The sequence below is a fragment of the Amycolatopsis sp. CA-126428 genome, assembly GCF_002904335.1.
In the GTDB taxonomy this organism is placed as follows: Bacteria; Actinomycetota; Actinomycetes; order Mycobacteriales; family Pseudonocardiaceae; genus Amycolatopsis.
Genome location: NZ_PPHF01000037.1, coordinates 97,395 through 111,358, shown reverse-complemented (window position 1 = coordinate 111,358; position 13,964 = coordinate 97,395). Strand labels below are relative to the sequence as shown.

The following is a 13,964-nucleotide window of genomic DNA, read 5'->3' as shown; positions in this document are numbered from 1 at the left end:
TCAGGTACCGGTGAGGTGCTCCGGCCGCACCGGGACGCGGGTGAGCGCGAGCCCGGTCGCGGCCCGGATCGCGGCCACGATCGCCGGGGTCGACGAGATCGTCGGCGGCTCGCCGACCCCGCGCAGGCCGTACGGCGCGTGCGGGTCCGGGCGCTCCAGGACGTCGATGCTCATCGGCGGCATGTCCAGCACCGTCGGGATGAGGTAGTCGGTGAACGAGGGGTTCCGGATCTTCCCGCCGGAGGTCTGGATCTCCTCCATCACCGCGAGCCCCAGCCCCTGCGCCGAACCGCCCTGGATCTGGCCCAGCACGGCCTGGGGGTTCAGCGCCTTGCCGACGTCCTGGGCGCAGTCCAGCGCGACCACCTTGACCAGCCCCAGTTCCGTGTCGACGTCGACGACCGCCCGGTGCGCGGCGAACGCGTACTGCACGTGGGCACTCCCCTGCCCGGTTTCCGGATCCAGCGCGGCCGTCGGCCGGTGCCGCCACTCCACGGTTTCGTCGTGGACGTCGTCGCCGAGGACGTCCACCAGATCGGCGAGCACCTGGCCGTCGGCCGCGACGACCTTGCCGCCGACGACGCGCACCCGCTGGTCGAACCGGGACAGCAGCCGCGCCCGCACCGCCGCGCAGGCGGCCTGCACGGCGCCGCCGGTGACGTAGGTCTGGCGCGACGCCGACGTCGAGCCGCCGTTGCCGATCGAGGTGTCCATCGGCAGGACCGTCACCTGGTCGACGCCGAGTTCGGTGCGCACGATCTGCTGCATGATCGTCACCAGGCCCTGGCCGACCTCGCAGGCCGCGGTGTGCACGGTCGCGGCCGGTTCGCCGCCGACCAGCTGCAGGCGCACGCGAGCCGTCGAGTAGTCGTCGAAGCCTTCGGAGAAGCAGACGTTCTTGATGCCGACGGCATACCCGACGCCGCGGACGACGCCTTCGCCGTGCGTCGTGTTCGACACCCCGCCCGGCATGTGCCGCAGGTCGAACGGCCGCTCCGGCGGCATCGGCATCTCCCGCACGCGGGACAGCAGCTCCGCGACCGGCGCTTCCGCGTCGACGACCTGGCCGGTCGGCATCAGATCGCCCTCGCTCATCGCGTTGCGGACGCGGATCTCCACCGGGTCGAGACCACAGGCGTCCGCGAGCTTGTCCATCTGGGACTCGTAGCCGAACGCCGCCTGCACCGCGCCGAAGCCGCGCATCGCGCCGCACGGCGGGTTGTTCGTGTACGTGCCCCAGCAGTCCACCGCCACGCTGTCCACTTTGTACGGCCCGACGCCGAGCGTGGCCGCGTTCGCGACCACCGCCCCCGTCGAGGACGCGTACGCGCCGCCGTCGAGGTACAGGCGCGTGCGCACGTACACGAGACGGCCGTCGCGGGTGGCGCCGTGCTCGTAGTACATCTTCGCGGGGTGCCGGTGCACGTGCCCGTAGAAGGACTCTTCGCGGTTGTAGACCATCTTCACCGGCTTGCCGGTGTGCAGGGCGAGCAGGCACGCGTGCACCTGCATCGACAGGTCTTCCCGGCCGCCGAACGCCCCGCCGACGCCGCCGAGCGTCAGCCGCACCTTCTCGATCGGCAGCCCCAGCGCGGCGACGATCTGCTGCTGGTCGACGTGCAGCCACTGCGTCGCGACATAAAGATCGACACCGCCTTCGGTGTCCGGCACGGCGAGCCCGGACTCCGGGCCGAGGAAGGCCTGGTCCTGCATGCCGACCTCGTAGACGCCGGAGACGACGACGTCGGCGGTGGGCTCCTGCGGCCCGCGGCGGATCTTGACGTGCCGGACGACGTTGCCGCCTTCGTGCAGCGAAGGCCCTTCGCCCGCCACAGCCGCTTCGGAGTCCGTCACCGGCTCGAGCTCTTCGTAGGTGACGACGATCCGCTTCATCGCGCGGCGCGCGGTCTCCGGGTGGTCGGCGGCGACCAGCGCCACCGGCTCGCCCTGGTACCGCACGACGTCGGACGCGAGCACCGGCTGGTCGGTGTGCTCGAGGCCGTAGCGGTTCACGCCGGGGACGTCCTCGTGCGTCAGCACCGCGTAGACGCCGGGCACGGCGAGGGCGGCCGCGATGTCGATGCCGGTGATGCGCGCGTACGGATGCGGGCTGCGCAGCGTCACGCCCCACACCATGTCCTCGTGCCAGAGGTCCGAGGAGTAGGCGAACTCGCCGCGGACCTTCACCGTGCCGTCGGGCCGCCGCGGCGACGTGCCGACGCCGTTCGCGGTCGTCGTCGTGACCGACGTGGTGCTGGTCATCTGCCCTCCCGCAACCGGGCGCTCGCGGCGGCCAGCTCGCGGGCGACGGCGGACTCGTCGGCTTCGCGCAGGGTGCCGTCCTCGACGACGGCCTTGCCGCCGACGAACAGCCGGCGCAGCGGCGGCGTGGTGCCGAGCACCAGCGCGGCGACCGGGTCGGTGATGCCGGCGTGGTTCAGCCCGGTCAGGTCCCAGACGGCCAGGTCGGCGAGCTTCCCGGGTTCCAGGGAGCCCAGGTCGTCCGCGCGGCCGAGGCAGCGGGCGCCGCCCATCGTGCCCATCCACAGCGCTTCGCGCGTGGTCAGCCCGCGCGGGCCGCCGCGCTGGCGGGCCTGCAGCAGCGACTGGTGCAGCTCTTCGCCGAGACCGCCGGATTCGTTGGACGCGGCGCCGTCGGCCCCCAGGCCGACCGGCACCCCGGCGTCCAGCAGGTCCCGGACGGGCGCGATGCCGGCGCCGATGCGGCCGTTGGACGTCGGGCAGTGCGCCGACCCGGTGCCGGTGGCGCCGAAGCGGCGGATCGCCTCGGGCGCGAGGTGGATAGTGTGCGCGAGCCAGACGTCGTCGGCGAGCCAGCCGAGCTTGTCGGCGTACTCGGCGGGGGTGCAGCCGACTTCGGCGAGGCACTGCTTCTCCTCGTCGAGCGTCTCGGCCAGATGGGTGTGGAGCCGGACGCCCTTGCGGCGGGCCAGCTCGGCCGCGCCGGACATCAGCCGCTCGGTGACCGAGAACGGCGAACACGGGCCGGCGGCGATCTGCAGGTGGGCCCCCGCGGAGTCGTCGTGGAAGCGGTCGATCGCCGCTTCGGTCCCGGTCAGCGCGTCCTCGGTCGACTCGACCAGGTTGTCCGGCGGCAGGCCGCCGTCGGACTCGCCGCGGTCCATCGACCCGCGCACCACGTGCAGCCGGACGCCGATGCGCTGGCGGGCCGCGGCCAGCGCCGCGACCTGGTCACCGCCGTCGCGCGGGAAGACGTAGTGGTGGTCGGCGACGGTGGTGCAGCCGGTCAGCGCCAGCCGCGCCATCCCGGCGGTGCCCGCGGCGTGCGTGATCTCGGCGTCGAGACGGCTCCAGACCGGGTAGAGCGCGACCAGCCACTCGAAGAGCGTGTGGTCGGCGGCCATCCCGCGGGTCGCCCACTGGTAGAGGTGGTGGTGGGTGTTGATCAGCCCCGGCGTGATCAGGCAGCCTCCGGCCTCGACGCGTTCGTCGAACTCGCCGGTGTACACGCCTTCGCCGACCGCGGCGATCCGGTCGTTCTCGACGACGACGTGCCCGCTCGCGTACTCCTCGCCGGTGACGGTGGCGATGGCCGCGTTCGCGATGAGCGTCCTCACGCGACCCCCTCCTTCGCCGCCGCGCGCACCGCGTCGAGGATCTTCTCGTAGCCGGTGCAGCGGCAGAGGTTGCCCGCCAGGGCTTCGCGGATCTCCTCGTCGGACGGGTCGGGGACGCGGTTCAGCAGGTCGTGCGCCGCGACGACCAGCCCCGGCGTGCAGAACCCGCACTGGACCGCGCCGGCGTCCACAAAGGACTGCTGGACCGGGTCGAGGGTGTCGCCGTCGGCCAGTCCCTCCACCGTGCGCACCACGCGGCCCTCGGCCTGCCCGGCCGCGACCAGGCAGGCGCACACCGGGACGTCGTCGAGGTAGACCGTGCACGACCCGCATTCGCCCTGTTCGCAGGCGTTTTTCGAACCCGGCAGGCCGAGTCGTTCGCGCAGTACGTAGAGCAGGCTTTCGCCTTCCCAGACGTCGTCCGCCTGCCGCGGCTCGCCGTTGATCGTGACATTCAGGCGCATGCGCGCACTCCCGTCCGGTGTTCTTCCCAGGCCCAAGTCAACGTACGCCGCGCTAGTACCCCGAGCGCGTGCTTCCGATACGCGGCGCTGCCCCGGACGTCGTCGATCGGCTCGGCGGCCGCGGCGACCAGGTCGCCGAAGCGGCGTTTCAGGGAGTCCGGCAGCGGCTCGGACGACGTCCACGGCAGCTCGGCGGCCAGGAAATCCTCGGCGTCCCGGGCGTGGCGCGGGGTCGGCGCGGCCGAGCCGATGGCGGCGCCCACCTTGCCTTGCCGGAGCGAGATCGCGAACGAGCAGACCGCGATGACCATCGCGTTGCGCGTGCCGACCTTGGCGAACTGCTGCGGCCCGGCGTGCGCGGGCAGGTGGACGGCGGTGATCAGCTCGTCCGGAGCCAGTGCGTGCCGTTTCACGCCGACGTAGAACTCCGCCGCGTCCAGCAGGCGGCTCCCCCGCACCGAGGCCACCTCGACCCGCGCGTCCAGGGCGAGCAGCACCGGGTGGGTGTCCCCGGCGGGGGACGCGGCGCCGAGGTTGCCGCCGACCGTGCCGCGGTTGCGGATCTGCGGGGACCCGACCGTGCGCGAGGCCATGGCCAGGGCCGGCACGGATTCACCCAGTTCGGTGATGACCCGGGAGTACGGGACACCGGCGCCGAGCCGGACCGTGCCGTCCGAGTGGTCCACAGTGGACCACTCCGCCAGCTCGCCGACCCGGGTCAGGTCGAGCAGGGCCTCCGGGCGCCGGTGGTCGAAGTTCAGCTCGACCATGACGTCGGTGCCGCCGGCGATCGGCACGGCGTCCGGCCGCTCGGCCTTCACGGCGAGGGCCTCGGCGAGCGTCGTGGGACGCAGGAACTCCACTGGCTGCTCCTTCGTGAGGACGATAGACCAGTAGACGACGGATCACCGCCGGGCGGCAACGGCGCCACGCATGAAACGCGCAGCAGCGGACCGGGGTGCGTTTGTGCTTTCCTACAAGCCTCATGACGACCGTGAAAACACTGCTGGGCCTGCCCGGGCTGCGGCTGCGCCCCCGGGCCGGGACCGACCTGCTCGACCGGCCGGTGACGCGCATCTACGTCACGGAACTGTCCGACCCCGGACGGTACCTGTCGGCCGGTGAGCTGGTGCTTTCCGGCCTGCTGTGGTGGCACGCCCCGGGTGACGCCGAGCCGTTCGTGGCCGCGCTGGCCCGCGCGGGCGCGGCGGCGCTGGCGGCGTCCGGCGCCGACTCGGGCGGCATCCCGGACGACGTCGTCGACGCCTGCGTCCGGCACCGGATCCCGCTGCTGGAAGTGCCGCCCGACCTGTCGTTCTCGGTGATCACCGAGCAGGTCGTGCTGGCGCTGGCCGCCGCGTCCGACAGCGCGCGCAAACGTTTGCAGGCGGCCGCGGAGGCGCCGGTCGAGACGCTGCTGGACCGCGCGGCGGCGGAACTCGGGCTGCCCTGCTGGGTGCTGTCGGGCTTCGGCCGGCTGATCGCGGGGACGGCCGCGCTGCCGATGCCGCCCGAGGACGTCGTCCGCCGGTACGCGGCCCGCGAGCCGGGGCCGCTGACGCTGGTCCCGGTCGAGGGGCGGCACGCGGTGCCGTGGCTGATCGCCGTGGGCGGGCCGCTGAGCACCGCGCAGGCCGAGCTGGCCGAGGAGGTGGCGGGGCTCGTCGGGGTCACGCGGGCACGGGCGGTTCCTTCGGCCGCCGAGCTGCCCGGCGAGGTGTGCGTCGTCGGGTTGCGGACCGAAGGCAGCGACGAGAGCCGGGACGTCCTGGGCGAATGGCTGCCGGGCGCGCTGCTGCTCGAATCCGCCGGGGAAACGTCGTACGCGGCGACCGCGCTGCGGCCCGCACCGGCCGAGTTGTCCATTGTAGAACCATTGCTCCGGGCGAAGCGGATCGTCTGCGGCGTCAGCGATGCGGGCCCGCGCGACGAGGCGGCGGAGAGCGCGCGGTACGCGGTGGAGGTGGCGGCCCGGCGGCCGGGCCGGGTGGCGGTGATCCGGGCCGGTGAAGTGGATGCGCACGAGCTGCTGCTCGCCGGGGCGCCGGCGGGGGTGCGCGCGGCCCTGCGCCGCCGGGTGCTCGGGCCGTTGCTGGCTTACGACGCGGAGCAGCACACGGATCTCGTGCACACGGTCCGGGTGTTCCTGGAGTGCTCGGGCTCGCCGACCCGGGCGGCGAAGGCGTTGCACGTCCACGTCAACACGCTGCGGTACCGGATCGGGCGGGCCGGCGAGCTGCTGGGAACGGACCTGACGGAGTTCACCGATCAGCTCGACGTGTACCTCGCGTTGCGCGCCGGCGACTAGAGCTGCCGAACGCCCGCTCGCCCGCTCGGCGCAGGGGGCGTGCCTCGCACCCCATCGGCCGCCGTTGCGCGTTGCGTGGCCGGGGTCCGGGGGGAGGATGAGGGCGTGGACCCCGACATCGCTTCGGCCCGGCAGGCGGCGGACGACGTCCGCGTGCTGGCCTTCGGGTGGCTGCAGGGCGCGGCGCACCGGCTCGGGTACCTGCTCGGGCGGGCGCTGGAGCGCGAATGCGGGATCACGCACCTGATGTACGAGGTCCTGCTGCTCGTGGGCCGCACCGGTGAAGACGGGCTGACCATGCGCTCGATCGCACAGGAGCAGGTGCTCACCACCGGCGGGGCGACCCGGCTGGTCGACCGGATGGTCGCGATCGGGCTGGTGACCCGCACCGCTTCCCCGAGCGACCGGCGGGTCCAGCTCGTCCGGCTGACCGCGCTCGGCGAGGAGACGACCGTGCGGGCCAGCCGCGTGCACGTCGAGAACGTCGAGCAGTTCTTCTTCGGGCCGCTGCCCGAGGACCACCGGGAGCGGTTGGCCGCCGACCTGCGGACGTTGAGCCACTTCGCCCGGGACGCGCTCCCGCGGCTGCGCTAAGCCACTGCGTCAGACCGCTGCGTCAGACCACCGTCGCCACCGCGAGCCCGAGGAAGACCGCCGGCACCGCGCCGGTGGCGAACCGGCGGGCGCGGACGTGGGCGGCGATCGCCCCGAGGTAGTACAAGGTCAGGCCGATCGCCGCCGCCACGCCGAGGACCGGAACGCCGAGCAGGCCGAGGAGCAGCCCGGCCGCACCGGCGAGCTTCAGTGTGCCGAGAGCGGGAAGCCAGCTCGGCGGAACGTCGACGGCGGCCGAGGTGGCGAGGACGAACCGCGCCTTCAGCAGGTCCGCGAGGCCGATGCCCGCGTTGAGCGCGATCGTGACGAGAACCGTGGCAGGGTGCATGCCTTCCCGACGGGCCCGCCGCCCGGAAGGTGACGGTCAGGCCGCGACCGGCGTCGCTCCTTCGAGGGTCTCCCGCAGCTTGTCCCGGTCCAGCCGGCCCTCGGACTTGGCCACCACGAACGTCGCCACGCAGTTGCCGAGCAGGTTGACGAACACGCGCATCGAGTCCATCAGGCGGTCCGCGCCCAGCAGCAGGGCCACGCCCGCCACCGGGAACGCGCCGATCGCCGCGGCCGTCGCCGACAGGGCCAGGAAGCTGGAGCCGGGGACGCCCGCCATGCCCTTCGACGTCAGCATCAGGATCAGCACCGCCAGCAGCTGCTGGCCGAGCGTCATCTCCACGCCGAACGCCTGGGCCAGGAACACCGTGCTGATCGAGAGGTAGATGGTCGCGCCGTCGAGGTTGAACGAGTACCCGGTCGGCACCACCAGCCCGGTCGCCGCGCGTAGCGGAGGAACTTCCAGACCGAAACCCCGGCGTAAAACCGGGAAATGGCGGCGAGGACGAGCGTGAAGAGCACGGCCGCGCCGTAGCAGGCGGCGATCAGCTTCGCGTAGGTGCCCAATGTGGACAGACCGTACTGGCCGATGATGAACGCCATCGCGCCGAACGCGCCCAGCGGCGCGACCCGCATGATCCAGCCCATCACCTTGAAGACGATCTGCTGCACCTGGTCCACGAAGTCCAGCACCAGTGGCGCCCGCTCCCGCCCGATCGCGGCGAGCGCGACCCCGAAGAACACCGCGAACACGAGCACCTGCAGCAGCTGGTTCTGCGCGAACGCGTTCACCACGCTGTCGGGGATGGTGTGCAGCAGGAAATCCCCGGCCGACGGCAGCTGCCCGCCCTTGGTCTGGGCGGTGACGGCGTGCGGGTCGAGCGTCGCCGGGTTGATGTCCGGCCCGGCGCCGGGCCGGAAGACGTTCGCCACGACCAGGCCGAACAGCAACGCGAACGTCGTGACGACCTCGAAGTAGACGATGGCCTTGAGCCCGATTCGTCCGACCGCTTTGACGTCTCCGACGGCCGCGATCCCGGTCACCACGACACCGAAGATCAGCGGCGCGATGATCATCTTGATCAGCCGGATGAAGCCGTCGCCGACCGGCTTGAGCTGGGCGCCGAGCACCGGCCAGAAGTGCCCGACCAGCACGCCCGCGACCACCGCCACGAGCAGCTGCACGAACACCGACGTCCACCAGCGCTTCTTGTTCTCCGCCATGGCGGGACCCTGAGCGTCGGATGTTCCGGCGGTGTTAACGCTCGCAGTGACGTACCCGACGCCCCGGAAAGTCACTGCGGCAGACTGAGCCGCGTGGGCAAGCGCAAGCAGGTCCGCGTCGGCCCGCCGCCGGCGACGGCCGAGGAATTCGGCGACGCGCTGCTCGCCGCCGCACCGGGGGACGCCGACCTGCTGGCGCCGGGCTTCACCCTGCCCGCCGAACTCGCCGAGGCCGCGGACCGGACCGGGCAGCAGCTGATCGACCGGGCGTGCCGGGGTGGCTGGCTGCCCGAGGACCTCCACCAGGCGGCCCGGCGGCGCCTGGACGAATTCGCCGGCTCGTACCTGCTCGACACGCTCGCCGCCTACGCCGGGCAGTTCTCCGCCGTGCACCCGGCGTGGCGGGAGCAGCTCGAGGCGGCGGGCGCCGTCCGCTGGTGGACGGAGACCGAGCCGCACCTCCCGCAGTGGGCAGCGAAGCACATCCTGACGCCGTCCGAGGCGGTGGCGGCGGTCATCGAAGCCTTCGGCCTGCTGAAGACGCTGCCGGCGCTGACCGTCGTGCTGCCCGCGCCGGGGACCCCGCTGGAGCGTCCGGTCCGGCAGCACGTCGACGAGAAGAAGCTGAGCCGGGTCCGCGCGCTGCTCGCCAAGGCCGAGTCGAGCTCGTTCCCGGAGGAGGCGGAGGCGCTTTCGGCGAAGGCGCAGGAACTGATGACCCGCCACGCCCTCGACCGCGTGCTGGTCGAGAGCGCCGAGGCCGCACCCGATCGGCCGGCGGCCCGCCGGATCTGGCTCGACACGCCGTACACGGACGCGAAGTCGCTGCTGGTCCACGTGGTCGCGACGGCCAACCGCTGCCACGCGGTCTTCGACCCGCGCTGGGAGTTCGTCACCGTCATCGGCGACGAGGACGACCTCGACTCGGTCGCGCTGCTGACGACGTCCCTGCTGATCCAGGCGACCCGGGCGATGATCGCCGACCCCGCCGGCCGCTCGCGTCCGTTCCGCAAGTCGTTCCTCGTCTCCTACGCCACCCGGATCGGCGAGCGGCTCGAACGGGCGGCGGAAGCGACGATCGCCCAGGCGCCGGAGCTGCTGCCGGTGCTGGCTTCGCACGAGAGGAATGTGGCCGCGGCGTTCACGACGCTTTTTCCTGAAGTGGTGAACAAGTCAGTGACGGTGCGCAGCCACGAAGGCTGGGGCGCGGGCCGGGCCGCGGCCGACCGCGCCCGGCTCGGTGAGTAACTCCAGCAACGCCCGGTTGGAGAGCCGGACCGGGACGATACCCCGAGCCGGTTCGCGCACGTCCGGATCGAGACGTCGGAGGTCAAGGCGGAAATGGCGGTGCCATCGAGCCAGACCCGCCGGCTGCTCACGCGAGCCGCAGCGCGTACTTCTCCAGCTCCGGACGCCCGAACGGCAGCTCGCCCTCGTCCAGAGCCCCGCAGTCCAAACCTCGCAGCAGGTACACCGCCAGCGCCTGCGCGGTCGCCGGTTCGTCCAGCACGCCCCCCGACGTCTTCTCCGCGTACGCGCGCAACCGCTCCACCGCCTCCGGGAACTCCGCACGATAAAACGTGTACGTCGCCGCGAAGCGGGTCGGCAGCTGATGCGGGTGCAGGTCCCAGCCCTGGTAGAAGCCCCGCTCCAACGACCGGCGGACCAGCCGGAGGTGCTCCGCCCACGCCATCGGCAGCGCGTCGCCGATCGGGAGCTTGTTCGTCGAGCCGTCCGAGAGGCGAACGCCGGTTCCCGCCGCCGAAACCTGCATCAGGCCCTTGGCCAGGTCCGCCGCCGGGTGCTCCATGCTCTGGTACGCCGCCGCGATGCCGAGGCCCGCGCTGTAGTCGTACGTGCCGTAATGCAGTCCCGAACAGCGACCCGAAGCGGCGTGCACGATCCGCGCCACCGACAACGTCCCGTCGAGGTCCACAATGGACTGAGATGTCTCGATCTGCACCTCGAAGCGCAGGGTGTTCTCGGGTAGGTCGTACGCGGATTCCAACCGGGACAAGACTTCCGCAGCGACCGAGACCTGCTCCACGGCCGTCACCTTCGGCAGCGTGACGACGAACCCGGGCGGCAGCGGCCCGTTGTCCAGCAGCGAACCCAGGAACAGGTCCAAGGTGCGGATGCCGCGCCGGCGCGTCGCCGCCTCGAAGCTCTTGAAACGGATTCCGCAGAACGGCGTGCCGCCGGTGGTCGCCAGGGTCTGCCCGGCCGCCAGGGCGGCCGCGTCCTCGACGTCGTCGGCGACCCGGCCGTAGCCGTCCTCGAAGTCGATCCGCAGGTCCTCGATCGGCTCGGTCAGCAGCTTCGCGCGGACGCGTTCGTACACCTCCGCGTCGGCGCCGAGGAGGTCGCCGTGCTCGATGAAGACCCGCATCGCCTGCTTGCCCCAGTCGGCCACCAGGCGGGTCTTGTACCGCGACGCGGGGACGTAGACCGTGTGCACGGGCTGCCGTCCCGGTCGCTCCCCCGGGTACGACGCCGCGACGCGCGCGTCGGCCGCAGCCAGGCGCGCGTCGGCGGCGTCGTAGACGTCCTCGGGCAGCCGCACTACTTGATCCGCTCGTACGCGGGCAGCGTCAGGAAGTCCGGGAACTCGTCGGCCAGCGCGACCTGCTCGAACAGCTCCACCGCGGGCTCCAGCTGCTCGGGCTTGAGCTCGCCGGCCAGCTCGCCGCGGACGTCGGCCAGCACGCCGCGCACCAGCTCCGCCGTGACGACGTCGCCACTGTCCAAAGTGGTCCCGTTCTTGACCCACTGCCAGATCTGCGAGCGCGAGATCTCGGCGGTGGCGGCGTCCTCCATCAGGTTGTGGATGGCCGCCGCGCCGTTGCCGGCCAGCCAGGACGCGATGTAGCGGACACCGACGTCGACCGCGGCGCGCAGGCCGGCCGCCGTCGCCCCGCCCGGCGTCGAAGCGACGTCCAGCAGCTGGTCGGCGGTGACGCTCACCTCGTCACGGGTGCGCCCGAGCTGGTTCGGCTGGTCGCCGAGGACCTTGTCGAACTCCTCCTTGCAGAGCTCGACCATGCCCGGGTGCGCGACCCAGGAGCCGTCGAAGCCGTCGCCGGCCTCGCGCGACTTGTCCGCGTGAACCTTCTCGAAAGCACCCTTGTTGGTCTCGGGGTCCTTGCTCGGGATGAACGCGGCCATGCCGCCGATCGCGAAGGCGCCGCGCTTGTGGCAGGTGCGCACCAGCAGCTCGGTGTAGGCGCGCATGAACGGCGCGGTCATGGTGACCGAGTTGCGGTCCGGCAGCACGAACTTCTCGCCGGCGTCGCGGAAGTACTTGATGACGCTGAACAGGTAGTCCCAGCGGCCCGCGTTGAGGCCCGACGCGTGCTCGCGCAGCTCGTAGAGGATTTCCTCCATCTCGAACGCGGCCGGGATGGTCTCGATCAGCACGGTGGCGCGGACGGTGCCGTGCTCGATGCCGAGGGCCTTCTCGGCGTGGGTGAAGACGTCGTTCCAGAGCCGCGCTTCGAGATGGCTCTCCATCTTCGGCAGGTAGTAGTACGGGCCCTTGCCGCGCTTGAGCAGCTCGGCCGCGTTGTGGAAGAAGTGCAGGCCGAAGTCGACGAGCGCGCCGACACCCTCGCGGCCACCGAAGGTGAGGTGGCTCTCGGGCAGGTGCCAGCCGCGGGGCCGGACCACGATCGTGGCGTGCTCGACGTCGTCCTTCAGCGCGTAGCTCTTGCCGCCGCTCTCCAGGGTGATCGTCTCGCGGGTGGCGTCGTAGAGGTTGACCTGGCCGGAGACCACGTTCCGCCAGTGCGGCGTGTTGGCGTCTTCGAGATCGGCGAGCCACACCTTCGCGCCGGAGTTGAGCGCGTTGATGGTCATCTTGCGGTCGGTCGGCCCGGTGATCTCGACGCGGCGGTCCCGCAGCGCGGGCGGCGCGCCGGCGACCTGCCAGTCGCCTTCGCGGATCTCCTTGGTCTCCGGCAGGAAGTCGAGCCGGCCGGTGGTCCGGGCCTCTTCGCGGCGCTTGCCACGCGCCTTGAGCAGCTCGTCGCGGCGGCCGGCGAAGGCGTCGTGGAGGCCGGCGAGGAAGGCGAGCGCCTCCGGCGTGAGGATCTCGTCGCCGCGCTCGACCGGGTCGCCCAGCACCTGGACTTCAGAAGACATGGGGAAACACCTCGAGGGTTCGGATCTTTGGATAACGGCCCTACGGTTTTCTACCAGCCGGACTATAGTTTCTGCATAGCGGAAGCTCAACGCCGACGTAAGGAGGGCCACCGTGCCGGCGGAGAAGAACGGTCGCGACGGCGGCGTCCAGTCCCTGCAGCGTGCCTTCGAGCTGCTGGAACACCTCGCGGACACCGGCGGCGAGGCCAGCCTGTCCGAGCTGGCGACGCTGTCCGGGCTGCCGATGCCGACGATCCACCGGCTGATCCGCACCCTGGTCGACCTGGGGTACGTCCGCCAGAACACCAACCGCCGCTACGCGCTGGGCGCGCGGCTGATCCGGCTGGGCGAGAACGCGAGCATGCAGTTCGGCGCGTGGGCGCGTCCACTGCTGGCGGAGCTGGTGGAGGAGGTCGGCGAGACGGCGAACCTCGCCGTCTTGGAGCGTGACGAAGTCGTGTACGTGGCCCAGGTGCCTTCGAAGCACTCGATGCGGATGTTCACGGAGGTCGGGCGGCGGTTGCTGCCGCACGGGACGGGCGTGGGCAAGGCGATGCTGGCGCACCTGCCCGCTTCCGACGTGCGTTCGCTGCTGGAGCGGACCGGGATGCCCGCGTATACGGAGCACACGTTCACCGATCCGGACGCGCTGGCGGTGGAGCTGTCGCGGATTGCTTCGCAGGGTTATGCGCTGGACGAGGCGGAGCAGGAGCTGGGCGTCAGGTGTGTCGCGGTGGCGGTGCCGGGGGCGCCGGTCCCGGCGGCGGTGTCGGTGTCCGGGCCGTCCGGGCGGCTGACCGCCGAGGCGGTGGCGCACATCGCCCCGGCGGTGCAGCGGGTGGCGGACGCCCTGGGGGCCAGCCTTTCCCAGACCCCGCTATCAGTGTGACTTAAAGTGATAGTCGATGACTGAAAGTGACCCTGGTGCGGAGGACTCGGCGGCCGCCGGTAAAGTACGCGGCATGGCCAGCCTCGAAGATCTCGAAGCCCGCGTGACCGCGCTGGAGGAGCAGGTGCAGCACACCCGGCAGGACGCCGCGGCCGCCCGCGTGCTCGCCGGAACGGCCGACCGCGACGTCTCCGACTTCAAGCAGACCCTGAACGGGCACACCAGGGTGCTGAACGCCGTGCGCGAAACGCAAATCGAGCACGGTCAGCGGCTCGACAGGCTCGAGTCGAGGTTCGATCAGCTCGACGCCAAGGTCGACAGCGGGTTCACCAAGGTGAACATCGGCATGGAGCAGATGAGCCGACTGCTTCAGCAGGTCATCGACAAGAGCTGACCGC

The 13,964-nt window shown here is 71.8% G+C and carries 12 protein-coding genes and 1 pseudogene; 5 read left to right on the top strand and 8 right to left on the bottom strand.

Translation table 11 applies throughout. The features are described from left to right. Genes pucD through C2L58_RS11180 form a run of 4 tightly spaced genes read right to left on the bottom strand, consistent with a single transcriptional unit; the run spans window position 1 to window position 4,926 of the window. The gene (gene pucD / locus C2L58_RS11195; protein ID WP_103337491.1) at window positions 1-2,262 is read right to left on the bottom strand and encodes a xanthine dehydrogenase subunit D; all 2,262 of its coding nucleotides are present in this window, start codon (window positions 2,260-2,262) and stop codon (window positions 1-3) included. Continuing rightward, window positions 2,259-3,599, bottom strand: coding sequence for an 8-oxoguanine deaminase (locus C2L58_RS11190; protein ID WP_103337490.1), 1,341 nt, complete (start codon window positions 3,597-3,599; stop codon window positions 2,259-2,261). The genes pucD and C2L58_RS11190 overlap by 4 nt, the downstream gene beginning before the upstream one ends. After that, window positions 3,596-4,063: a (2Fe-2S)-binding protein gene (locus tag C2L58_RS11185; protein WP_103337489.1), complete on the bottom strand. Its 468-nt coding sequence runs from the start codon at window positions 4,061-4,063 to the stop codon at window positions 3,596-3,598. Before C2L58_RS11185 ends, C2L58_RS11190 begins: the two co-directional genes overlap by 4 nt. Next, window positions 4,054-4,926, bottom strand: a complete 873-nt coding sequence (locus C2L58_RS11180) for an FAD binding domain-containing protein (protein ID WP_103337488.1) — start codon at window positions 4,924-4,926, stop codon at window positions 4,054-4,056. The genes C2L58_RS11185 and C2L58_RS11180 overlap by 10 nt, the downstream gene beginning before the upstream one ends. A gap of 122 nt (window positions 4,927-5,048) precedes the next feature. Between C2L58_RS11180 and C2L58_RS11175 the strand changes: the two genes are divergently transcribed. After that, window positions 5,049-6,371: a helix-turn-helix domain-containing protein gene (locus C2L58_RS11175; RefSeq protein WP_103337487.1), complete on the top strand. Its 1,323-nt coding sequence runs from the start codon at window positions 5,049-5,051 to the stop codon at window positions 6,369-6,371. Between the two features lie 105 nt (window positions 6,372-6,476). Continuing rightward, entirely contained in the window at window positions 6,477-6,965 is a 489-nt protein-coding gene (locus tag C2L58_RS11170) for a MarR family winged helix-turn-helix transcriptional regulator (RefSeq protein WP_103337486.1), read from the top strand. Between the two features lie 22 nt (window positions 6,966-6,987). On the opposite strand, the gene C2L58_RS11165 is transcribed toward C2L58_RS11170, so the two are convergent. Further along, complete coding sequence (locus tag C2L58_RS11165) at window positions 6,988-7,314, bottom strand: DoxX family protein (RefSeq protein ID WP_103337485.1); 327 nt, start codon at window positions 7,312-7,314, stop codon at window positions 6,988-6,990. Window positions 7,315-7,350: 36 nt separating this feature from the next. Further along, window positions 7,351-8,537 (bottom strand): annotated as a pseudogene (locus C2L58_RS11160) (cation:dicarboxylate symporter family transporter). 93 nt (window positions 8,538-8,630) lie between these two features. Here C2L58_RS11160 and C2L58_RS11155 point away from each other — a divergent pair. Continuing rightward, on the top strand, window positions 8,631-9,785 hold the full coding sequence (locus tag C2L58_RS11155; RefSeq protein WP_103337484.1) for a DUF2786 domain-containing protein: 1,155 nt from the start codon (window positions 8,631-8,633) through the stop codon (window positions 9,783-9,785). Window positions 9,786-9,912: 127 nt separating this feature from the next. Here the strand turns inward: C2L58_RS11155 and C2L58_RS11150 are convergent, their stop codons facing one another. Together C2L58_RS11150 and aceB are read right to left on the bottom strand one after the other, a co-directional pair. Then, window positions 9,913-11,100 carry a DUF6986 family protein gene (locus tag C2L58_RS11150; RefSeq protein ID WP_103337483.1) on the bottom strand — a complete coding sequence of 396 codons (1,188 nt, stop codon included), beginning with the start codon at window positions 11,098-11,100 and terminating at the stop codon, window positions 9,913-9,915. Further along, complete coding sequence (aceB, locus tag C2L58_RS11145; protein WP_103337482.1) at window positions 11,100-12,677, bottom strand: malate synthase A; 1,578 nt, start codon at window positions 12,675-12,677, stop codon at window positions 11,100-11,102. Before aceB ends, C2L58_RS11150 begins: the two co-directional genes overlap by 1 nt. 112 nt (window positions 12,678-12,789) lie before the next feature. Here aceB and C2L58_RS11140 point away from each other — a divergent pair, with 112 nt between their 5' ends. Together C2L58_RS11140 and C2L58_RS11135 are read left to right on the top strand one after the other, a co-directional pair. Next, window positions 12,790-13,566 carry an IclR family transcriptional regulator gene (locus C2L58_RS11140; RefSeq protein ID WP_103337481.1) on the top strand — a complete coding sequence of 259 codons (777 nt, stop codon included), beginning with the start codon at window positions 12,790-12,792 and terminating at the stop codon, window positions 13,564-13,566. A gap of 73 nt (window positions 13,567-13,639) precedes the next feature. Further along, on the top strand, window positions 13,640-13,960 hold the full coding sequence (locus C2L58_RS11135) for a hypothetical protein (RefSeq protein WP_103337480.1): 321 nt from the start codon (window positions 13,640-13,642) through the stop codon (window positions 13,958-13,960). Window positions 13,961-13,964 lie beyond the last annotated feature (4 nt).

Bases quoted from the DNA above. Each gene is read 5' to 3' on its own strand.
- C2L58_RS11175 (WP_103337487.1), top strand. From the start codon at position 5,049: ATGACGACCGTGAAAACACTGCTGGGCCTGCCCGGGCTGCGGCTGCGC.
- C2L58_RS11135 (WP_103337480.1), top strand. From the start codon at position 13,640: ATGGCCAGCCTCGAAGATCTCGAAGCCCGCGTGACCGCGCTGGAGGAG.
- C2L58_RS11185 (WP_103337489.1), bottom strand. From the start codon at position 4,063: ATGCGCCTGAATGTCACGATCAACGGCGAGCCGCGGCAGGCGGACGAC.
- aceB (WP_103337482.1), bottom strand. From the start codon at position 12,677: ATGTCTTCTGAAGTCCAGGTGCTGGGCGACCCGGTCGAGCGCGGCGAC.
- C2L58_RS11165 (WP_103337485.1), bottom strand. From the start codon at position 7,314: ATGCACCCTGCCACGGTTCTCGTCACGATCGCGCTCAACGCGGGCATC.
- pucD (WP_103337491.1), bottom strand. From the start codon at position 2,262: ATGACCAGCACCACGTCGGTCACGACGACGACCGCGAACGGCGTCGGC.